This window comes from Streptomyces tamarix (genome assembly GCF_032423885.1).
Classification (GTDB): domain Bacteria; phylum Actinomycetota; class Actinomycetes; order Streptomycetales; family Streptomycetaceae; genus Streptomyces; species Streptomyces tamarix.
On sequence record NZ_JAWCTQ010000066.1, the window covers coordinates 1 to 21162 of the forward strand.

A 21162-nucleotide genomic window follows, 5' to 3' on the forward strand; every position below is an offset into this window, starting at 1 on the left:
GCTAGGGGGGGCCCCCGGGCGTGCTCCCGCGCCCGCCGCCCCGCCCCCCCGCCCGGGGGGGCCCCCGGGCGCCACCGGCGGGGACGCCGGCGGCCGGGGGGCCGCGGGCTTCCGCGTGGGGTGGGACGGGGAGGTCAGAGGCCGACTTCCCGCATCAGCATGCCGACCTCGGTGTTGGTCAGGCGGCGCAGCCACCCCGACTTCTGGTCGCCCAGCTGGATCGGGCCGAAGGCGGTCCGTACGAGCTTGTCGACGGGGAAGCCCGCCTCGGCGAGCATGCGGCGCACGATGTGCTTGCGGCCCTCGTGGAGCTGCACCTCGACCAGGTAGTTCTTGCCCGTCTGCTCGACCACCCGGAAGTGGTCGGCGCGGGCGTAGCCGTCCTCCAGCTGGATGCCCTCCTTGAGCCGCTTGCCCACCTCGCGCGGGAGCGGGCCCGTGACGGCCGCCAGGTAGGTCTTCTTCACGCCGTACTTCGGGTGCGTGAGGCGGTGGGCCAGCTCACCGTGGTTGGTGAGCAGGATGATGCCCTCGGTCTCCGTGTCGAGCCGTCCGACGTGGAAGAGGCGGGTCTCGCGGTTGGTGACGTAGTCGCCCAGGCACTGGCGGCCGTCGGGGTCCTCCATCGTGGAGACGACGCCGGCGGGCTTGTTCAGCGCGAAGAAGAGGTACGACTGGGTGGCCACGGTCAGACCGTCGACCTTGATCTCGTCCTTCTCCGGGTCGACGCGCGTCCCCTGCTCGACGACGATCTCGCCGTTGACCTCGACGCGGCCCGCGTCGATCAGCTCCTCGCAGGCGCGCCGCGAGCCCATGCCGGCGCGGGCGAGCACCTTCTGGAGCCGCTCGCCCTCCTGGCCCTGCTGCGCGGGCTGCTGCGGCCTGCCCGCGTACCGCTCGCGGTTACGCTCCTCGATCCGGGCGTCCAGCTCGCGCGGGCGCGCCGGGGCCGTGCGCCCGCCGTCGCGTCGGGGGGACTGCCGGGGGCCGCCCTTGGCGCCCCCGCGGGCCGCCGCGCCGCGTCCGCGCCGGGGGCCGTCGGCGGGGCCGCCGCCCACGTCGTAGCTGCGCTCCTCGGGGCGGGGGCGGCGCGGGTTGGACGCCCCCTGCCGGCGGTCGTCGCGGCTGTTACCGGCACCCCGGTAGTTGCCGCGGCCGCCGCTGCTGCCGCGGCCGCCGCTGTTGCCACCACGGCTCCCGCCGTTGTTTCCGCTGCTGTTCCTGCCGCTGCTGCTTCGCATCAAAGTTCCGTCTTGTCGTCTGCGTCCTCGGAATCCGGTGCATCCGGATCGAACGACGGCGCCCCTTCCCGTGACTCGGCCTCGATCGCGTCCGCCTCGGGGAGGAAGGGCGCGAGCTCCGGCAGTTCGTCCAGGCCGCGCAGGCCCATCCGCTCCAGGAAGTAGTTCGTCGTCCTGTACAGCATCGCACCTGTTCCGGGTTCCGTGCCCGCCTCCTCCACCAGACCGCGCTGGAGGAGGGTGCGCATGACCCCGTCGCAGTTCACGCCGCGGACCGCGGAGACGCGGGAACGACTGACCGGCTGCCGGTACGCGACGACCGCCAGGGTCTCCAGGGCGGCCTGGGTGAGACGGGCCTGCCGGCCGTCGAGGACGAAGTCCTCCACGGCGGGGGCGTACGCGGGCCGCGTGTAGTACCGCCAGCCGCCCGCGACGGGGCGCAGCTCGAAGCCGCGGCCCTGGGCGTCGTACTCGTCGGCCAGCTCGCGCAGCGCGGCGGCGACCTCGCGGCGGGGGCGCCGGAGCACCTTGGCGAGGTGCTCCTCGGTCGCCGGCTCGTCGACGACCATGAGGACCGCCTCCAGGGCGGGCTTCAGTTCCAGGGCGTCCGTCACGCCTCCTCCTCCTGTTCTGGCTGCTCCGGCTCCACGGCCCGGTCGAACTCGTCGGTGACCACCGCCTCGGCGTCGCCGCCGGTCCAGCGGACGGTGAGCTCGCCCAGCGGGTCGTCCTGGTCGAGGGCGACGGCCTTCTCCCGGTACAGCTCCAGCAGGGCGAGGAAGCGGGCGACGACGGTGAGGGTGTCGGCCGCGTCCGCGGCGAGTTCGCCGAACCGGAGCTCGCCGTGCTCCCGCAGCCGCGCCACGACGATCCCGGCCTGCTCGCGGACGCTGACCAGCGGGGCGTGGACGTGGTCCACGTACACCTGCGGCCTCGGCTTGGGCCGCATGGCCCGCACGGCCAGCCTGGCGAAGCCCTCGGGGCCGATGCCGAGGACCACGTCGGGCAGGAGCGCCGCGTGGTGCGGCTCCAGGCCGACGGTACGGGGGTGGCGGAGCTCCTCGTGGTCGAGGCGGGCCCCGAAGAGACCGGCGACCTGCTTGTACGCGCGGTACTGGAGGAGCCGGGCGAACAGCAGGTCCCGGGCCTCCAGCAGCGCGAGGTCGGCCTCGTCCTCCACCTCGGCCGCGGGCAGCAGCCGGGCGGCCTTCAGGTCGAGGAGCGTGGCGGCGACGACGAGGAACTCGGTCGTCTGGTCGAGGTCCCCGTCGGGGCCCAGGGCACGGATGTGCGCCATGAACTCGTCGGTGACCCGCGAGAGGGCGACCTCGGTGACGTCCAGCCGATGCCTGGCGATCAACTGGAGCAGCAGGTCGAAGGGCCCTTCGAAGTTGGCCAGCCGCACGGTGAACCGCCCGTCCCCGCGGGGGCCACCGGCGTCGCGGGGACCGCCGGCGTCGCGGGGACCGCCGGCGTCGCGGGGACCGCCGGCGTCGCGGGGACCGCCGGCGTCGCGGGGGCCGCCGGCACCGCCCGCGCCGTCCGCCGATCCACCGGCGGCCTCTCTGGCCGGTCCATCGGTGATCGCCCCGGACGGCCCGCCGGCGATCCCGCCGGACGGTCCGCCGGTGGCCTCCCCGGCCGGTCCGTCGGCCGTCTCCCCGGTCGTCGTGTCCGGGCGGGGCGGTTCGTCGCGCGGGGGCGGGGCGGCGGGGCGGGCGGGGGCCCCTGTGGCGGGACGGGATCCGGGGCCCGGGGGCACGGCCGGGCCCCGGCCCAGGGGGCGGCGGCGCGAGGGGGTGGGGGGCATCGTGGTCCAGGGGCGTGCGGGAGCGGCGGCCCGTAGGCTACCGGGCGCGCCCGCCCGACGGCGCGCTACGCGCGCGAGGAGGCCCGCTCAGCGGCCTCTCAGCCGCCGTACGAGGATGCTCGCGTCCCCCCGGGACTCCAGGTCGGCCAGGACCACCGCGACGGCCTCGCGGACGATGCGCCCGCGGTCCACGGCCAGCCCGTGCTCCCCGCGCAGGACCAGGCGCGCGTGCTCCAGGTCCATCAGCTCCTCGGCGGAGACGTACACGGTGATCTTCTCGTCGTGGCGCTCGCGCCCGCTGGGCCGCCGGTTCGGGGAGCGCCGCCCCCGCCGGGCGGCCGGTGCGCCCGCCGCGGCCCCGGAGGCCGCGGCGGCGGCCCTGGGCGCCGCCCCGGCGGCCGTAGCGGCCCTGCCGGTCTCCGGCTCGTCGGCCGCCCGCGCCCGGGGCCGCCGCGCGGCCTCGGTGTCCCCCGCCGCCGTCGCCGCGTGCTCCTCGGACGGGGGGTCCTGCTCACCGCCCTGCCCGGGCACCCGGGCGGGCTCCTCCGCGGGCTGGCGCCGGGGCGTGGACGCCTGCAGCGCCGTGCCCCCGGTCGTACGGAACAGCTCGTCGGCTCCCGGGAGACTCACTCGGCGTGACACCGGGCGAGCACCTCCCTGGCGAGCTGGCGGTAGGCGGCCGCGCCGACCGAGTTCGAGGCGTACGTGGTGATGGGCTCGCCCGCGACCGTGGTCTCCGGGAAGCGGACGGTCCGGCCGATGACCGTGTGGTAGACGTGGTCGTCGAAGGCCTCGACCACGCGCGCGAGGACCTCGCGGCTGTGGACGGTCCGCGAGTCGTACATCGTGGCGAGGATGCCGTCGAGTTCGAGGTCGGGGTTGAGCCGCTCCTGGACCTTCTCGATGGTCTCCGTGAGCAGCGCGACCCCGCGGAGCGCGAAGAACTCGCACTCGAGCGGCACTATCACCTTGTGGGCGGCCGTCAGCGCGTTGACGGTCAGCAGGCCGAGGGACGGCTGGCAGTCGATCACGATGTAGTCGTAGTCCTGCAGCAGCGGCTTGAGGGCGCGCTGCAGCGTCGACTCGCGGGCGACCTCGCTGACGAGCTGCACTTCGGCGGCCGACAGGTCGATGTTGCTCGGCAGGAGGTCCATGTTGGGCACGGCGGTCTTCAGGAGGACCTCGTCCGCCGACATGCCCCGCTCCATGAGCAGGTTGTAGACGGTGAGGTCGAGCTCCATCGGGTTGACGCCGAGGCCGACCGACAGGGCGCCCTGCGGGTCGAAGTCGACCAGCAGCACCCGCCGCCCGTACTCCGCGAGCGCGGCGCCCAGGTTGATGGTCGACGTGGTCTTGCCGACGCCGCCCTTCTGGTTGCACATCGCAATGATCTTCGCGGGCCCGTGCTCGGTGAGCGGTCCCGGGATCGGGAAGTACGGCAGGGGCCGCCCGGTCGGGCCGATCCGCTCGCGGCGCTGCCGGGCGGCGTCGGGCGCGAGGGTGGCCGCGTACTCGGGGTCGGGCTCGTACTCGGCGTCGGGGTCGTAGAAGTGCCCCTCGGGCAGCTCGTCGTAGGCGGCGAAGTGGGTGGACTCTCGGCCACTCTCGTTGCCGGCCATGGCGTTCACGTGTTGGCCGTCCATCGTCTTCATCGTGTGGGGTGTCGTCATGTGCTGGTGCGTCGCGAACGTCCGGACAGCGACGGATCCGACGGCCTCGGGCCCGGACGAGGGACCGCCCTGGCCCGCTGCCGGCGTTCCTGGTTGGCCGACCCCGGGAGTGAATGTCGACTCGTTCACAAGTCGTCTTACCTCCTTGGACGGGACCAGGAAACTTATCGATAGGTCAGCGTGGCACTATGCCGACGGTTGGCGACTCTATGGCGTGTCACCGCTCCGCAGCAACACAATCGGCCGGACGCGGCGGGATGTGTCGGCGCCCGAACGCCTTCCTGTCAAGGGTGTGGGGCCGCCGATCCCGGCGGTTCGCGGGTGTGCGAAACGGCTAAAGGGTTACGTTCGAGGCGACTTGAACGGACGCGCGCGCGGGCGGACACGCGTCCGGCCGGACCTCGTCCTGCAAGGTCCGGCCGGATGCGTGAGGTTGACGACCCCGTTGACCCCGTACGGGTCGATCGCCTTGGGTGATCGGGCGGTTGGCGGGGAGTGAAGCCGCGTCAGCCGATGAGGGAGGCGAGCTCCACGTGGTCGAGGCCGTGCGCCTCGGCGACCTCCTTGTACACGACCTTGCCGTCGTGGGTGTTGAGGCCCTTGGCCAGCGCCGGGTCGCGGCGCAGCGCCTCGGCCCAGCCGTTGTTGGCCAGCGACACGATGTAGGGCAGCGTGGCGTTGGTCAGGGCGTAGGTGGAGGTGTTCGGGACGGCGCCGGGCATGTTCGCCACGCAGTAGAAGATCGAGTCGTGGACCCGGAAGGTCGGCTCGGCGTGCGTGGTGGGACGCGAGTCCTCGAAGCAGCCGCCCTGGTCGATCGCGATGTCGACAAGGACACTTCCGGCCTTCATGCGGGACACGAGCTCGTTGGTGACCAGCTTCGGGGCCTTGGCGCCCGGGATGAGGACGGCACCGATGACGAGGTCGGCCTCCAGGACGGCCTTCTCCAGCTCGAAGGAGTTGGACATGACGGCCTTGACCTTCGTACCGAAGATCTTGTCGGCCTCGCGGAGCTTGTTGATGTCGCGGTCGAGCAGGGTGACGTCGAAGCCCATGCCGATGGCGATCTGCGCGGCGTTCCAGCCGGAGACGCCGCCGCCGATGACGACGGCCTTGGCCGGGATCACGCCGGGCACACCGCCCGGCAGGACGCCGCGTCCGCCGGCCGCGCGCATCAGGTGGTACGCGCCGACCTGCGGGGCGAGCCGGCCCGCGACCTCGGACATCGGGGCGAGCAGCGGCAGCGCGCGGTTCGCGGTCTCGACGGTCTCGTACGCGATGGCGGTGGTGCCGGACTCCAGCAGCGCGTCCGTGCACTCGCGGGAGGCGGCCAGGTGCAGGTACGTGAAGAGGGTCTGGTCCTTGCGGAGGCGGTGGTACTCCTCGGCGATGGGCTCCTTGACCTTCAGCAGCAGGTCGGCGGTGGCCCAGACCTCGTCGGCGGTGGGGAGGATCCGCGCTCCGGCGCCCACGTACTCGTCGTCCGTGATCGAGGAGCCGACACCGGCGTTCTGCTCGACGAAGACCTCATGGCCGTTGCGGACGAGCTCGTGCACGCCGGCCGGGGTGATGGCGACGCGGAACTCGTTGTTCTTGACCTCGCGGGGGATGCCGACCTTCATCGTCGATCACGGTCCTTGAATCAGGGGTATTGGGGGCAAAGCGCTCTACGGCGATACATACCCGTGTGTTTCAGGACACACAGGGATACACCGCGGTTAAACGCGGCGGACCCAGTCTAATGAAGGACTTCCCCGTGTCTAGCCTTACAAAGCATTAATTTTTCTGGGAACCACTACGGATTTCGTAGGCAGAGGGACCGGGTCGGTCGAAAGGTCCCTGACCTGCGGGGCCGGACCGCGCGGCCGGCCCCCCGGGGCGGAGGAGCCGCTCGGCGGCCGCGCGGTGCAACCGGGCCGCGGCGGGGTCGCCGAGCCGGTCGAGCGTGTCGGCGAGGCGGAGCCGCAGGGCGGCGTGGAGCCGTACGTCACCGGCGCGGCGCGCCCACTCCACGGCCTCCTCGCAGGTGCGCAACGAGTCTTCGGGGCGGCCCGCGTACTCCTGCACCCGGGCCGCCTCGCTCAACGCCCGCGCGTGGCCCGGCACATCCGCGAGGCGCCGGTAACCGGCCGCCGCCGCACGCCAGTTGCGCAGCGCCTCGCCGTAGCGGCCGGCGTACGTGTGGACGGCGCCGAGGCGTCCGTAGAGCCGCGCCTGGTCGGCCCGCTCGTCCCGCGCGAGGCGCTGCGCGAGGGCCCGGCCGTACCAGTCGGCGGCCCGCTGCCAGTCGCCCAGCTCCTGGTAGGCGCCGCCGACGGATTCCATCGCGCGGCCGGTCGCGTACGGGTCGTTCGCCAGCCGGCCGGCGTCCAGGGCGGCCCGGTAACGGGCCAGGGCGTCGCGGGTGCGGCCGGTGCCGGCGTCCAGGTCGGCGAGGTTCAGCAGGGCGGCGGCCCGCTCCCGGTGCAGGCCGCGGCGCTCGGCGACGTCGAGGACGAGCTGGTGGAGGCCGTACAGCTCGGGCGCGGCCGCCTCGGTGCCGCGGTGCGCGGCGAGGGCCCGCACGAGCGCGGCGACCAGGCGGCGGGCGAGCGTGTCCAGCTCCCCGTCCGCCACCGCGAGGCGCGCGGAGGCCAGCAGGGCGGGCTGCCGCAGCTCCAGCCATTCGGCGGCGGCCCGCCGGTTCGGGAAGCGCAGGGCGCGCGGCAGCCCGGCGAGGCGGCGGCGCGCGGGGGTGCCCTCGGGTTCGGTGACCGCCCTGCACGACTGCAGGAGCCGTACGGTCCGCTCCAGCATGCGCGCCCGTGCGAGCTGCGTCTCGGCGGGGCGGTCCTCGGCTGCCAGCCGCTCCTTCAGGAACGGCATCAGGCACCCGGGCACCTCGTACCGGCCGTGCGGGACCTCCCGTACGAACCCGAGCGCGACGAAGCCGTCGAGCAGCGAGGCGGCGGCCGACACCGAGCAGCCGGCCAGCGCGGACAGGATCTGCGGGTCCGCGCCGCCCAGCGGGGCGAGGGCGAGCAGCCGCAGGGCGCGCGCGCCGGAAGCGGGCAGCGCCTCGTACGCGAGGCGGAAGGCGCGGGCGAGCGGCCGGAGCGCGGCGGGGCGGCCGTCGTCGTCCGGCACCGCGCGCAGCCGCTTGGCCAGGTCGGCGACGGACGCGGCGGGGCGGGCGGCGAGCCACCCGCCGGCCAGGACGAGCGCGGCGGGCTGGCCGGCGCACAGCTCGGTGAGCGTCTCGGCGGCCTGCGGGTCGACGGTGATGCGGACGGAGCCGGCGTAGGCGTCGAGGAGCTCGACGGCGGCCTTGACGTCGAGGCCGCCGATCGTGCAGGGCCGTACGTCGGGGATGCCGGTGAGGGGACCGTGCGCGACGGCCACGACCAGGCACTCGGGGTTCTCCGGGAGCAGGGCGTCCACCTGCTCGGCGTCGGCGGCGTCGTCGAGGAGCAGCAGGGCGCGGCGGTCCCGGAGGGCGGCCCGCAGCAGCGCGCTGACGTCGTCCTCGCCGGCCCCGGCGGGCGCGGCGACGCCGAGGTCGTCCAGGAGCGCGCGGGCGACGCGCTCGACCGGTACGGCGTCGCCGCCCGGCTCGGTGAGGCGGGCCCGCAGCACCCCGTCGCGGTAGCCGCGTTCGAGGTCCCGGACCAGTTCCTCGGCGAGCGCGGTCCGTCCGGACCCGGGCCGCCCGGCGATGAGCAGCACGCGCGCGCGGGGCGCCTTCCGCCCGGCGATCGTGTCCAGTCCGGCCCGCGAGATGTCGGCCCGCAGCGCCTTGATCTCCCGCGTCCGCCCGAAGAACCGCCCCTCGCGGTCGCCCGGCGCGGCGGCCCGGCACCCGTCGTCGCCCCCGCCCCGCCGGGCTCCGGGGGCGGGGGGCCGGGGTCCACCGCCGGCCGGGTCCCGGGCGTCACCGGCCGGGTCGGCGGGGTCCCGGGCGTCGCCGTCAGGGCGGCCGGGGGTGCTCCCGCCGGTCCGCCCGGGACCCGCGGGGGCGTCCGGGCTCCCGCCGGCCGGTGCGGGGACGGACTGCGGACGGCCGGCGCCGGCGGCGGGGGGCTCCGGCCTCCCGCCCGTGTCCCCGCGGTCGTCCCGCGCGCGGCGGGAGGCGTCGGCGCCCGGCCTCCCCGTGTCGTCCGAGCCGGCCGTGGGGCGCTCGGGTCCGCCGATGTTCACCGCCTGATCCGCCACGGGTCACGCTCCCGTCCGCCTGCGCAACGTGCTGGTCCCGCCGGGTCCCCGGACGGGTGATCCGAGCGTAGTTCAGCGCCGGGGGCGTTCCGTGCGGAGCGCGGCCCGCGCATCGCTCGATCGGATCAGACGATCGTCACACCGGCTGACACCGGGCGTACCCCGCGCGCCGGCCCCGCTCACGCCGTGAAGGGCCTCGCCGGCCAGGGCGCCTCCGCCGGGCGCAGCGCGTCGAGGCCGTCGCCCGCCCGCGCGGCGAGCACCGACAGGACACCGACGACCAGGCAGTTGTTGTGCAGGTCCCCCGCCAGGACGCCCCGGGCCAGCTCGGTCAGCGGAACGCGGGCGACCTCCATGTCGGCCTCCTCCTCGGCGGCCTCGAAACGCTCCCCCTCCGCCTCCGACAGGCCGCGCGCGAGGAAGATCCGCACGGCCTCGTCGCAGCCGCCCGGCGTCGTGTACACGTCGGCGAGGACGTGCCACTCCTCCGCCTTGACGTGGGCCTCCTCGTACAGCTCCCGCTGGGCCGCCCGCAGCGGGTTCTCGCCGGGCACGTCGAGCAGGCCGGCCGGGATCTCCCACAGCTTCTGCCGTACGGGGTGGCGGTACTGGCGCAGCACGAGGGCGCGGTCGTCGTCGTCGAGGGCGAGCACGGCGACCGACCCGGGGTGGACCTGGTAGTCGCGGCGTACGACCGCCCCGTCCGGCATGACCACCTCGTCCGTGCGGACGCTCGTCTTGTTGCCCCGGAACGGGGTCTCCGTCGCGGTGACCCGCCACTGGGCCGGCGTGTCCTTGATGGTCATGCGGTCGTCCTCCCTCACACGTGGACCGGGGTGCGGGTCCGTGTGGACCCGCACCCCGGTCAACCGTATCGCCTGCGGCTACGCCGTCACTCGCCGGACTTCGCGGCCCGGCGGCGCTCCACCGCGGCCTTCACCAGGCCGGCGAAGAGCGGGTGCGGCCGGGTCGGCCGGGACCGCAGCTCGGGGTGGGCCTGGGTGGCGACCAGGTACGGGTGGACCTCGCGCGGGTACTCGACGTACTCGACGAGCTTGTTGTCCGGGGACGTGCCGGAGAAGAGGATGCCGGCCTTCTTCTCCAGCTCCGCGCGGTACGCGTTGTTCACCTCGTAGCGGTGGCGGTGCCGCTCGTCGACGTACGGCTGGTCGCCGTAGACCTCGCGGACGATGGAGCCCTCCGCGAGCTTCGCCGGGTACAGGCCGAGCCGCATGGTGCCGCCCAGGTCGCCCGCGCCCTCGACGTACGCCAGCTGCTCCTCCATCGTCGAGATGACGGGGTGGGAGGTGGCGGCGTCGAACTCGGTGGAGTTCGCGTCGGGGATGCCGGCGAGGTTCCGCGCGGCCTCGATGACGATGCACTGCAGGCCCAGGCAGAGGCCGAGCAGCGGGATCCGGTTCTCCCGGGCGTACCGGATGGCGCCGACCTTGCCGTTGACGCCGCGCTCGCCGAAGCCGCCGGGGATGACGATCGCGTCGACGTCGCCGAGCTGCTGGGCCGCGCCGGCCTGGGTCTTGCAGTCGTCGGACGTGACCCACTTGACCTTGACGCGGGCCTTGTTGGCGAAGCCGCCGGCGCGCATGGCCTCGGTGACCGACAGGTAGGCGTCGGGCAGGTCGATGTACTTGCCGACGAGGGCGACCGTGACCTCGTGCTCCGGGTTGTGGACGCGGTCCAGCAGGTCGTCCCACGTGGTCCAGTCGACGTCGCGGAACGGCAGGTCGAGCTTGCGGACGACGTACGCGTCGAGGCCCTCGGTGTGCAGCACCTTCGGGATGTCGTAGATCGACTTGGCGTCGATGGCGGCGACGACGGCCGCCTCGTCGACGTCGCACATCAGGGAGATCTTGCGCTTGATGGCGGTCGGCACGTCCCGGTCGGCGCGCAGGACGATCGCGTCCGGCTGGATGCCGATGTTGCGCAGGGCGGCGACGCTGTGCTGGGTCGGCTTGGTCTTCAGCTCGCCGGACGGGCCGATGTACGGCAGCAGCGAGATGTGCACGACGAAGACGTTGTCGCGGCCGACCTCGTGGCGGACCTGGCGGACGGTCTCCAGGAACGGCAGCGACTCGATGTCGCCGACCGTGCCGCCGACCTCCGTGATGACGACGTCGACGTCGTCGGTGGCCATGCGGCGGATGCGGTGCTTGATCTCGTTGGTGATGTGCGGGATGACCTGCACCGTGTCGCCGAGGTACTCGCCGCGCCGCTCCTTGGCGATGACGGTGGAGTACACCTGGCCGGTGGTGACGTTGGCGGAGCCGTCGAGGTCGACGTCGAGGAAGCGCTCGTAGTGGCCGATGTCCAGGTCGGTCTCGGCGCCGTCGTTGGTGACGAACACCTCGCCGTGCTGGAACGGGTTCATCGTGCCGGGGTCGACGTTCAGGTACGGGTCGAGCTTCTGCATCGTGACCCGCAGGCCCCGCGCCTTGAGGAGCGCACCCAGGCTGGAGGCCGTCAGGCCCTTGCCGAGGGAGCTGGCGACACCCCCGGTGACGAAGATGTGCTTGGTCGTCGTGGATTTGGGCGGCATGGCCAAGAGGGGGCTCCCGTGGTCGCGGTCTGGAGGTGCGTACCGGCGTCCGATCCGGAGGAGTCCGAAGGGGAGAGAACCCGAGGTCTCCGGGGGTGCCGTCGCTGCGGTTCGGGGGCCGCCGATTGGTTCTGCGGCGCCCACCGGTCCACGGGCTACCAGGGTATCAGCGACGGAGAGGGACCGCGTTCCGGCCACACGCCCCCCGCGAATCGGCCATTGTGCGGCCCCGCGCGCACGCGCTCGCGCCGGTGCGTGACAAAAAGAGCGCACGTGGTGCTGCATGCACGCGCACAGTGGGTACGCGCTCACTCGTTCGGATCATCCGCACTACCAGCCTCTACCAGGAAGATCACACAGAGGGCCCGGGCGCGTCGTATCCTGCTCGGACACCCGTTGCCGGGACAGGCCCGCGTACGGCACCACCCCCGCCCGCCGTCCGGGACCCCCCGCGTCAACGATCCTTGACCCTGACCCCAGTAAGCGCCCCGCGGGGCGAACGTGGCCGTTCGACTGGAGATTGCACGTGGCCGGGCGCATCGAGGACTACGCACTCATCGGAGACATGCAGACCGCCGCCCTGGTCTGCCGGGACGGCACGGCGGACTGGCTGTGCCTGCCCCGCTTCGACTCGCACGCCGTCTTCGCAGGAATCCTCGGGACCGAGGAACACGGATTCTGGCGGATCGGACCGGCGCACGCCGAGGGCTCCGAGCCCCCGGCCGCCGACCGCCGCCACTACCGGGGCGACTCGCTCATCCTGGAATCCGAGTGGGACACGCCGCAGGGCACGGTGCGCGTCACCGACTTCATGCCGCCCCGCGACGGCGCGCCGCAGCTGGTGCGGATCGTCGAGGGCCTCAGCGGCCGGGTGGAGATGCGCTCCGCGCTGCGGATGCGGTTCAGCTACGGCCGGATCGTGCCGTGGGTCCACAAGGTGGACAACCGCACGGTCGCCGTCGCCGGGCCCGACTCGGTGTGGCTCGACACGCCCTGCGAGACGTACGGCGAGGACCTCACCACGTACGCCGACTTCACCCTCGCCGCCGGCGAGCGGACCGCCTTCACCATCAGCTGGCAGCCCTCGCACCACCCGCAGCCGCCGCTCCCCGACCCCGAGGCGTCGCTGGAGGCGACGACCGAGTTCTGGCGCGACTGGGTCGACCACTGCACCTACCGCGGCCCGTACCGGGAGCCGGTGGTCCGCTCCCTGATCACGCTGAAGGCGCTGACGTACGCGCCGACGGGCGGCATCGTCGCCGCGCCGACGACGTCCCTGCCGGAGGACATCGGCGGCGTCCGCAACTGGGACTACCGCTACACCTGGCTGCGGGACGCGGCGATCACCCTCTCCTCGCTGCTGCGCACCGGCTACCGCGAGGAGGCCCGCGCCTGGCGCGAGTGGCTGCTGCGCGCGGTCGCCGGCGACCCGGAGAACCTGCAGATCATGTACGGCATCGCGGGCGAGCGCGAGCTGGGCGAGGCGGAGCTGGACTGGCTGCCCGGCTACGAGGGCTCCGCCCCGGTCCGCGTCGGCAACGGCGCCGCCGCGCAGCTCCAGCTCGACGTGTACGGCGAGGTCACCGAGGCCCTGCACCTGGCCCACATGACGGGTCTGGCCCGCAACGACTACGCGTCGCTCCTCCAGACGAAGCTGATCACCTACCTGGAGAAGCACTGGAACGAGCCCGACGAGGGCATCTGGGAGGTGCGCGGCCCGCGCCGCCACTTCGTCCACTCCAAGGTCATGGCGTGGGTGGCCGTCGACCGCACCATCAAGCTGATCGAGTCCGGCGACGCCGACGGCCCCGTGGAGCGGTGGCGCGACCTGCGCGACACGATCCACCGCGACGTGTGCGAGAAGGGCTACGACCTGGAGCGCAACACGTTCACGCAGTCCTACGGCTCCAAGGAGCTGGACGCGTCGCTGCTGCTCATCCCGCAGGTGGGCTTCCTGCCGCCGGACGACAAGCGGGTCATCGGCACGATCGAGGCGATCCAGCGGGAGCTGTCCACCCCGGACGGCTTCATCCTGCGCTACCCGACGCAGGGCACCGACGAGGGCGTGGACGGCCTGCCCGGCGACGAGGGCGCCTTCCTGGCGTGCTCGTTCTGGATGGCCGACGACCTGGCGATGATCGGCCGCGTCGACGAGGCGCGCAAGCTGTTCGAGAAGCTGCTCGCCCTCCGCAACGACCTGGGGCTGCTCGCCGAGGAGTGGGACCCGCGCCTCCAGCGGCAGGTCGGGAACTTCCCGCAGGCGTTCAGCCACGTGCCGCTGATCGACACGGCGCTGCGCCTGACCGCGAGCGGCGCGTACGGCGGCTGACCCGCCCGGGGCGCCCGGCCCCGGGGACGTCCCGGGGCGGGCGCGCGGGTAGCGTCCCGCCCCATGGACGAAGAGGGCGGCATCACCGTACGGCGGGCCCTGGAGCTGCCGGCGCTGCGCGGCGGGCTCCCCGAGGTGGTGGCGGGCGCCGACCGGCTGCACCGCACGGTGCGCTGGGTGCACGCCGGCGAGGTGCCGAACATCGCGTCGCTGCTGAAGGGCGGCGAGCTGCTGCTCACCACGGGGCTGGGCGTCGGCGCGCGCCCGGCGGAGCAGCGGGCGTTCGTGCGGCGGCTCGCGGAGCGCGGGATCGCCGCCCTGGTCGTGGAGCTGGGCCAGCGGTTCGCGCGGCTGCCCGGAGCGCTGGTGGACACCGCGCGGGCGGTCGGGCTGCCGCTGGTCCAGCTGCACCGGGAGGTGCCGTTCGTCTCGGTCACCGAGGAGGTCCACACCGAGATCGTCAACGGGCACTACGCGCTGCTGCGGCAGGCCGAGGAGGTGCACCGGCGGTGCACGGAGGCGCTGCTGGACGGCGGCGGGGTGCCGCGCGTGCTGCGCGTCCTGGCCGGGTTCGCGGACAACCCGGTGTTCCTGGAGACCGCCGACGGGCAGCTCCTGTACGCGGCGGACAGCGGCTCCGGCACGCCCTGCGCCGACCCGCTGCAGGTGTGGGAGGGGCTGCGCGGCCAGCGCGGCGGCGCACCGCCCGCCGGTTCGGTGCTCGTCGACGTGGCGGGCGGGGGGCCGGAGGGCGGCGCGGGGCCCGGCGGGGTGCGGGCGCGGCTGGTGCTGCCGGCGGTGTCGGGGCGGCTGCTGCCGGTCCACCGGATGGCGGTGGAGCGGGTGGCGGGCGTCCTCGCGGTCGTCCTGATGCAGGCGCGCCAGGAGGAGGAGCTGGCGGCGCGCGGGCGCGGTGACTTCCTGACGGACCTGGCGGAGGGCCGGATCGCGGCGGAGGACGCGCCCGCGCAGGCCCGGGTCCTCGGCTTCAGGCCGGGCGGCGGGCCGCTGCTGCCGGTGGTGATGCGGCCGGCGGCCGAGCACTCCCCCGCCGGCGGGTGGGCGCTGCTGGCGCGGACGGTCACCGAGGAGCTGTCGCGGGTGGGCGTGCCGGTGCTGGTGGGGGTCCGCCCGGTGGAGGGCCGGGTGCCGGTGCTGCTGGGGCTGCGTGCGGAGTCGGAGCGCGCCGCCGTCGCGGACCGGGTGGCGGCCGCGCTGCGGACCGGTGCCGAGCGGGCGGGACTGGACCGGCCGGGGGGCCGTCCGCCGGTCGTCGTGGTGGGCGTCGCGGGTGGCTGGGCGGCGGCGTCGGCGGGGCTGCGGCACGCCGCGGAGACGGCCGCGGCCGCGCGGGGGCTGCCCGAGCGGCCCTGGCACGACGCGCGGCGCCTCGACATCGACCTGCTGCTGTGGCGGCTGCACCGGCACGACAGGACGGCTCTGGCGGCGTTCGTGGACCGGGCGATCGGCCCGCTGCGGGACCACGACGCGGCGTCGCGCGGGCCGCTGCTGCCGACGCTGGAGACGTACCTGGCGCACGCGGGCCGCAAGGCGGAGACGGCGCGCGAGCTGCACCTGAACCGTCAGACGCTGTACAACCGGCTGGCCCGCATCGCCGAGCTCCTCGGCACGGACCTGGACGACCCCCAGACGGTCCTGGCCCTCTCCCTGGCCCTGCGGGCCCGCCGCTACGCGCCCTGACCGGGCGGGGCCGCGGCGGGGCGCCGGGGTCCCGGACCGTGCCCGCCGCGCGGGCACAGCTCGTCGTACACGCTCAGCACCTGGGCGATGGTCTCCTCCTCCGTCGGCCACGTGGCGGCCTGCCGCGGCCCGGCCGCCGCGAGCTCCGCGTGCCGGGCCGGGTCCGCCAGGAGCCGGGACACGGCCGCCGCGAGCCGTACGGAGTCCCCGTACGGGACGAGTTCCGCCGCGTCGCCGACCAGTTCCGGCACCCCGCCCACGGCCGTGGCGACCAGCGGCACGCCCAGCCGCAGCGCCTCCTGGGCGAGCGGCGCCCGCGCCTCCCAGCGGCCGGCCAGCACCGCCACGTCCGCCGCGGCCAGCAGCGCGGTCACGTCGTCGCGCCGCCCGAGCAGCCGCACCGGCAGCCCCCCGGTGTCGACGCGCCGCTGGAGCGCGGCCCGCCGGGGGCCCTCGCCGGCGACGGCGACCAGCGGCACCGGGTCGTGGCCGAGCCACCGCCGGGACGCGTCCAGCAGCGTGCCGTGCCCCCGGTGCGGCTCCAGCGGCCCGGCCGTCACCACCAGCGGCCTGCCGACCGCGCCGAGTTCGGACCGGACCTTCTCGCCGGGCGGGTCCGCGAGGCCGCGCGGCGGCGGCAGGGCGACGGGCCCCAGACGGGCGTCGCGGGCGCCCCGCCGGCGCGCCCGGTCGACCAGCTCCGACGACGTGGCGAGGACGACGGCCGCCGCGCGTGCGGCCTTCCGTTCCATCAGCCGCCGCAGTTGTCCGCGCGCTCCCGCCGCGTGCGGCCGGGAGTGCCAGGTGACGACGAGCGGCACCGGCTGCGCGGCGAGGGCCATCGCGGACCGGACCGCGGCGTTCACCCCGTGCGCGTGGACGACGTCGGCGCCCGTGCACACGGCCCGCAGCGCGCCCACGGCCAGCGGGTCGCCGCGGGACGGCACGGGTACGAAGCGTGCCCCGGCGCCCAGGAAGTCGTAGGACCGGTCCAACTCGGCGGGGGCGCACACGGTCACCCGCACGCCCCTCGCCACGAGCCCGGCGGCCAGTGACCTGACATGAGCGCCGCTGCCCGTGCCGCCGCCGCCCAGCACCTGGACCGTACGCAGCTGTGTCACCCGCCAAGGATGCCAGTCCGTACGCGCGTTCCGGCACCGCTCCCGGGCGTGGCCCGCCGCGTCCCGCCACTTTCCGGCGCCCGGCGGCGCGGAACCGCCGCCGGGACCACTCACACGGGTGAACCCGCGCGTCGGCTGACGCGCTCTCCGTTGACGGCGGCGGCGGTGAACGCGGCGGCGTGCAGGGCGAGCCCGAGCCGCCCGTTCCCGGTGACGACGGCCACGCCGAGGGCGGCGCCCAGGGCGTGCGCCCCGGTGTCGCCGAGCATCGTGCGCTCCCCCAGGTCGTCGCCGAGGACCGCCGCGGCGGCGCCCATCGGCGCGGCGGCGAGCGGCCCGCCCCGCACCACGCCGGGCGCCCCGAGGGCCAGGACGGCCAGCGCGGCGCGCCCGGGCCGTACGTCGACGAGGTTGACGAAGTGGGCGGCGCCCGCGACGACCACGCCGGCGAGCAGCCGGTCCAGCGGCCGTTCCTTGAGCAGCGCGCCCGCCGCGAGCCCGGCGGCGCCGATCCCGAACAGCTTGACGGCCCCGCTGGTGACCTCGCCGCGCCGGAGGGCACCCAGGTGGGCACGGAAGCCGCGCCGGTGGTCACCGCGCACGTCGTCGTACGCCCCGCAGGCCGCCCCGGCCAGGGTGGCCAGCACGGCGGCACCCCGCTCCCGGGGCGCGGCGGCGCCCAGGGAGGCGAGGGCGGTCCCGGCGGTGACGGCGGGGGCCGCGTACAGGTCGACGGTGCGGCCCGCGTGGTTGGCGCGCTCCCAGGCCGGCCTGCGGCGGCGCGCCAGCCCGGCGCGTACGGCACGGGTCGCCGCGGCGGCCGTACCGCAGACGGCGGCGGCCCTCGCAAGGTGGTCGATCATGATCGTCACCTTACCGGGGCCGCCCGCACCCGGCGCCCGAAGCCGCACGGGGCCCCGGGTCACGGGTCGGAAGCCGTACGGCCCCGGGTCACAGGTCGGCGCGCGCGGTGGCCAGCAGCTCCTCGGCATGGGCCCGGGCCGTCTCGGAGTCCTCCTGCCCGGCGAGCATCCGCGACAGCTCCCGCACCCGGTCCTCGCCCTCCAGGACGGTGACGCCGGACCGGGTGACGGAGCCGTCGCTGGTCTTCTCCACCAGCAGTTGCCGGTCGGCGAAGGCCGCGACCTGCGGCAGGTGCGTCACGACGACCACCTGCGCCGTCCTGGCGAGCTTGGCGAGGCGCCGGCCGATCTCGACGGCCGCCTTGCCGCCGACCCCGGCGTCGACCTCGTCGAACAGGTACGTCGGCACCGGGTCCGTCCCGGCGAAGACGACCTCCACGGCGAGCATCACCCGGGACAGCTCGCCGCCGGACGCGCCCTTCGCGATGGGCCGCGGCGGGGCGCCCGGGTGCGGTGCGAGCAGCAGCTCCACCTCGTCGGCGCCGGACGGCCCGTAGGCGACGCGCCGCCCGCCGACCTCGACGCCGTCCGGGTCCTCGCTCTGCCGGATGTCGAACGACACGCGGGCGTGCGGCATCGCCAGCGACGCCAGCTCGGCGGTGACCGCGTCCGCGAAGCGCGCGGCGGCCTCCGTCCGGGCGTCGGTGAGGGCCTGGGCCAGGTGGGACAGTTCGGCGCGCAGGGCGTCCCGCTCGGCGGTCAGCTCCGCGATCCGGTCGTCGTCGCCGTCGAGTTCGGTGAGCCGGGCGGCGCCCTCCTCCGCCCAGGCGAGGACGGCGGCGGCGTCCTCGCCGTACTTGCGGGTCAGCCCGGTCAGCGCGGCGCGCCGCTCCTCGACGGCGGCCAGCCGCCGCGGGTCGGCGTCCAGGTCGTCGGCGTACCCGGCGAGTTCGCCGGCCACGTCGGCGAGGAGGATCGAGATCTCCCCGATCCGGTCGGCGAGCGCGGCCAGGGCCGGGTCGTGGGACCGTACGGCCTCCAGGGCGCGCCCCGCGCCGGCGACGAGCGTCGTCGCGTCGACCGTCTCCGGGTCCTCCGGGTCCCCGGCGAGCGCACCGTGGGCGAGCGCGGCGGCGGAGGCGAGGGCCTCGGCGTGGCCGAGCCGCTCCGCCTCGGCGGCCAGCTCCACGTCCTCGCCGGCGCGCGGCGCGACCGCCTCGATCTCCGCCAGCCCGAACCGCAGCAGGTCCGCCTCCTGCGCCCGCTCCCGCGCGCGCGTGGTCAGCTCGTCCAGCTCCGCGTCGAGCGCCCGCAACCGCCGGTACGCCTTCGCGTACGCGGCGAGCGGCACGGCGACGGCGTCGCCCGCGTACCGGTCGAGCGCGGCGCGCTGCCGGGCGGGCTTGAGCAGGCCCTGCTGGTCGGTCTGGCCGTGGACGGCGACGAGGTCGTCGGCCAACTCGGCGAGCAGCCCCACGGGGACGGTGCGCCCGCCGAGGTGCGCCCGCGAGCGGCCCTCGGCCGAGATGGTGCGGCTGATGAGCAGCGCGCCGTCGTCGAGCTGGGCGCCCGCCTCCTCGGCGCGGCGGGCCACCGCGGAGTCGGGGGCGACGCCGACGCGCCCCTCCACGACGGCGGACGCGGCCCCGATCCGCACCAGGGCCGGGTCGGCGCGCCCGCCGAGCAGCAGCCCCAGGCTGGTCACCACCATGGTCTTGCCCGCGCCCGTCTCACCGGTCACCGCGGTGAACCCGGGCGACAGCTCGACCACCGCGTCGTCGATGACTCCGAGCGACCGTATCCGCATCTCCTCCAACACGTGGAAGACCATACGAGGTCCGGCGGCCCCGATGCGACGAGCCCCGTCCCCCACGCCGGAACGGCCGGGCGGGACGCCCCCGCAATCACCCGCGGGAGTGGCGCGTCCGCGCCCGCCGCATCCCCTAGTGCGGCGCCCCCCGCCACCCCGACACGGGCAGGGCGAACTTGGCGACGAGCCGGTCCGAGAACGACGCGTGGTGCAGCCGCGCCAGCCGTACCGGCACCGACCCGCGCCGCACCTCCACCCGCGCCCCGGCGGGCAGGGTGACGGTGCGCCGCCCGTCGCACCACAGCACCCCGTCCGGGGTGTGCGGCTCGACCTCCACGGCCAGCACCGAGTCGGGCGTCGTGACCAGCGGCTTCGCGAACAGGGCGTGCGCGCCGATCGGCACCATCAGCAGCGCCTCCACCTCCGGCCAGATCACCGGCCCGCCCGCGGAGAAGGCGTACGCCGTGGACCCGGTCGGTGTCGCGCAGATCACTCCGTCACAGCCGAAGCCGGTCACCGGACGCCCGTCGATGGCGAGGACGACCTCCAGCATCCGCTCGGGCGCGACCTTCTGCACGGCGGCCTCGTTCAGCGCCCAGTTGGTGTGCAGGACGTCGCCGTTGTCGTAGACGACGACGTCGAGGGTCATGCGCTCCTCGACCTCGTACGCGCGGGTGACGACCCGGTCGACGACCTTGTCGAGGTCGTCCCGCTCGGCCTCCGCGAGGAACCCGACCCGCCCCAGGTTGACGCCGAGCATCGGCACGCCGGACGCGCGGGCGAACTCGGCGCCGCGCAGCAGCGTCCCGTCGCCGCCGAGGACGATCAGCAGTTCGCAGCCGTCGAGGACGTCGGGCGTGGCCTCCGGGACGGTCTCCACGGACGGCGGCAGCGGCAGGTCGGCGGCCTCGGCGGCCAGGACCCGCACGCCGATGCCGCAGCGCAGCAGGCCGAGGACGACGAGTTCCGCGCTGCGCACGGCGGCGGGCCGCCCGGTGTGCGCGAGGAGGAAGACGGTCCGCGGCGCCGGGTCCGGCGCGGCGGCCGGCCGCGGGGTCACCGGGGCCCCTCCGCCACGGCGCGGTCGACGTCGGCCGGGTCGAGCGCGGGCGCTCCGGCCCGCAGCCACAGGAAGTACTCGACGTTCCCGGACGGGCCCGGCAGAGGGCTCGCGGTGACGCCCAGCACCCCGAGGCCGAGCCCGGCGGCCTGCCGCGCCACGTTCCGTACGGCCTCGGCGCGCAGTTCGGGGCTGCGGACGACACCGCCGCTGCCGAGCCGCTCCTTGCCCACCTCGAACTGCGGCTTGACCATCAGCACGAGGTCGGCGCCGGGCCCGGTCACGCCGACGAGCGCGGGCAGCACGAGGCCCAGCGGGATGAACGACAGGTCTCCGACGACCAGGTCCACCGGCTCCCCGCCGATCGCGTCGAGCGTCAACTCGCGTACGTTGGTCCGGTCCTTGACGGTGACGCGCTCGTCGCTCTGCAGCGACCAGGCCAGTTGCCCGTAGCCGACGTCGACGGCGACGACGTGGGCGGCGCCGGAGCGCAGCAGGACGTCGGTGAAGCCGCCCGTGGACGCCCCGGCGTCGAGCGCCCGCCGCCCCTCGACCGCCAGCCCGCGCGGGACGAACGCGGCGAGCGCCCCGGCGAGCTTGTGGCCGCCGCGCGACACGTAGTCGGGGTCGGAGTCGTCCTGGGCGACGACGATGGCCGCGGCGGTCTCGACCTGGGTGGCGGGCTTGGTGGCGGTGCCGCCGCCGACCGTCACCCGCCCCGCCGCGATCAGCTGGCTCGCGTGTTCGCGCGAGCGGGCGAGCTTGCGGCGCACAAGCTCGGCGTCGAGACGGCGGCGTGCCACTCCTGCCAC

General features: G+C 75.3%; 16 protein-coding genes. 2 read left to right on the plus strand and 14 right to left on the minus strand.

Going from position 1 to position 21162, the window contains the following annotated elements:
* Positions 1 to 134: 134 nt before the first annotated feature.
* The 9 genes from RND61_RS30790 to RND61_RS30830 all read right to left on the minus strand — a co-directional run bounded on the left by RND61_RS30790 (position 135) and on the right by RND61_RS30830 (position 11466).
* A complete protein-coding gene (locus tag RND61_RS30790) occupies positions 135 to 1241 on the minus strand; it encodes a pseudouridine synthase (RefSeq protein WP_315881458.1) in 1107 nt (368 codons plus the stop codon).
* Positions 1241 to 1810 (minus strand): SMC-Scp complex subunit ScpB, encoded by a 570-nt coding sequence (scpB, locus tag RND61_RS30795; protein ID WP_391654514.1) that lies wholly within the window; start codon positions 1808 to 1810, stop codon positions 1241 to 1243. The genes RND61_RS30790 and scpB overlap by 1 nt, the downstream gene beginning before the upstream one ends.
* Before the next feature lie 41 nt (positions 1811 to 1851).
* Positions 1852 to 2646, minus strand: coding sequence for a segregation and condensation protein A (locus RND61_RS30800; RefSeq protein WP_391654504.1), 795 nt, complete (start codon positions 2644 to 2646; stop codon positions 1852 to 1854).
* Positions 2647 to 3138: 492 nt separating this feature from the next.
* Positions 3139 to 3681, minus strand: coding sequence for a hypothetical protein (locus tag RND61_RS30805; RefSeq protein WP_315881461.1), 543 nt, complete (start codon positions 3679 to 3681; stop codon positions 3139 to 3141).
* Complete coding sequence (locus RND61_RS30810) at positions 3678 to 4850, minus strand: ParA family protein (RefSeq protein ID WP_315881462.1); 1173 nt, start codon at positions 4848 to 4850, stop codon at positions 3678 to 3680. Before RND61_RS30810 ends, RND61_RS30805 begins: the two co-directional genes overlap by 4 nt.
* A gap of 377 nt (positions 4851 to 5227) precedes the next feature.
* Positions 5228 to 6343: an alanine dehydrogenase gene (ald, locus tag RND61_RS30815; protein WP_315881463.1), complete on the minus strand. Its 1116-nt coding sequence runs from the start codon at positions 6341 to 6343 to the stop codon at positions 5228 to 5230.
* Positions 6344 to 6497: 154 nt separating this feature from the next.
* Entirely contained in the window at positions 6498 to 8501 is a 2004-nt protein-coding gene (locus RND61_RS30820; RefSeq protein WP_315881477.1) for a tetratricopeptide repeat protein, read from the minus strand.
* Positions 8502 to 9091: 590 nt separating this feature from the next.
* Positions 9092 to 9718: an NUDIX hydrolase gene (locus tag RND61_RS30825; RefSeq protein ID WP_315881464.1), complete on the minus strand. Its 627-nt coding sequence runs from the start codon at positions 9716 to 9718 to the stop codon at positions 9092 to 9094.
* Positions 9719 to 9804: 86 nt separating this feature from the next.
* Positions 9805 to 11466 carry a CTP synthase gene (locus RND61_RS30830; RefSeq protein WP_315881465.1) on the minus strand — a complete coding sequence of 554 codons (1662 nt, stop codon included), beginning with the start codon at positions 11464 to 11466 and terminating at the stop codon, positions 9805 to 9807.
* Positions 11467 to 11992: 526 nt separating this feature from the next.
* Here RND61_RS30830 and RND61_RS30835 point away from each other — a divergent pair.
* Together RND61_RS30835 and RND61_RS30840 are read left to right on the plus strand one after the other, a co-directional pair.
* Positions 11993 to 13795 carry a glycoside hydrolase family 15 protein gene (locus RND61_RS30835; RefSeq protein ID WP_315881466.1) on the plus strand — a complete coding sequence of 601 codons (1803 nt, stop codon included), beginning with the start codon at positions 11993 to 11995 and terminating at the stop codon, positions 13793 to 13795.
* A 63-nt stretch (positions 13796 to 13858) separates the two neighbouring features.
* On the plus strand, positions 13859 to 15496 hold the full coding sequence (locus tag RND61_RS30840; RefSeq protein WP_315881467.1) for a PucR family transcriptional regulator: 1638 nt from the start codon (positions 13859 to 13861) through the stop codon (positions 15494 to 15496).
* Here the strand turns inward: RND61_RS30840 and RND61_RS30845 are convergent.
* The 5 genes from RND61_RS30845 to RND61_RS30865 all read right to left on the minus strand — a co-directional run bounded on the left by RND61_RS30845 (position 15484) and on the right by RND61_RS30865 (position 21162).
* The gene (locus RND61_RS30845) at positions 15484 to 16617 is read right to left on the minus strand and encodes a glycosyltransferase family 4 protein (RefSeq protein WP_315881468.1); all 1134 of its coding nucleotides are present in this window, start codon (positions 16615 to 16617) and stop codon (positions 15484 to 15486) included. The two genes, RND61_RS30840 and RND61_RS30845, sit on opposite strands and share 13 nt — an antisense overlap.
* A gap of 110 nt (positions 16618 to 16727) precedes the next feature.
* The gene (locus RND61_RS30850) at positions 16728 to 17480 is read right to left on the minus strand and encodes a hypothetical protein (protein ID WP_315881469.1); all 753 of its coding nucleotides are present in this window, start codon (positions 17478 to 17480) and stop codon (positions 16728 to 16730) included.
* An 88-nt stretch (positions 17481 to 17568) separates the two neighbouring features.
* Positions 17569 to 19311: a DNA repair protein RecN gene (recN, locus tag RND61_RS30855; protein ID WP_315881470.1), complete on the minus strand. Its 1743-nt coding sequence runs from the start codon at positions 19309 to 19311 to the stop codon at positions 17569 to 17571.
* A gap of 112 nt (positions 19312 to 19423) precedes the next feature.
* Positions 19424 to 20350, minus strand: coding sequence for an NAD kinase (locus tag RND61_RS30860; protein ID WP_315881471.1), 927 nt, complete (start codon positions 20348 to 20350; stop codon positions 19424 to 19426).
* Positions 20347 to 21162 (minus strand): TlyA family RNA methyltransferase, encoded by an 816-nt coding sequence (locus RND61_RS30865; RefSeq protein WP_315881472.1) that lies wholly within the window; start codon positions 21160 to 21162, stop codon positions 20347 to 20349. The genes RND61_RS30860 and RND61_RS30865 overlap by 4 nt, the downstream gene beginning before the upstream one ends.

What these genes read in the sequence shown, in the direction of transcription:
- scpB (WP_391654514.1), bottom strand. Translation starts at nt 1,810, where the DNA reads ATGGTCGTCGACGAGCCGGCGACCGAGGAGCACCTCGCCAAGGTGCTC.
- ald (WP_315881463.1), bottom strand. Translation starts at nt 6,343, where the DNA reads ATGAAGGTCGGCATCCCCCGCGAGGTCAAGAACAACGAGTTCCGCGTC.
- RND61_RS30840 (WP_315881467.1), top strand. Translation starts at nt 13,859, where the DNA reads ATGGACGAAGAGGGCGGCATCACCGTACGGCGGGCCCTGGAGCTGCCG.
- RND61_RS30830 (WP_315881465.1), bottom strand. Translation starts at nt 11,466, where the DNA reads ATGCCGCCCAAATCCACGACGACCAAGCACATCTTCGTCACCGGGGGT.
- RND61_RS30850 (WP_315881469.1), bottom strand. Translation starts at nt 17,480, where the DNA reads ATGATCGACCACCTTGCGAGGGCCGCCGCCGTCTGCGGTACGGCCGCC.
- RND61_RS30790 (WP_315881458.1), bottom strand. Translation starts at nt 1,241, where the DNA reads ATGCGAAGCAGCAGCGGCAGGAACAGCAGCGGAAACAACGGCGGGAGC.
- recN (WP_315881470.1), bottom strand. Translation starts at nt 19,311, where the DNA reads ATGGTCTTCCACGTGTTGGAGGAGATGCGGATACGGTCGCTCGGAGTC.
- RND61_RS30825 (WP_315881464.1), bottom strand. Translation starts at nt 9,718, where the DNA reads ATGACCATCAAGGACACGCCGGCCCAGTGGCGGGTCACCGCGACGGAG.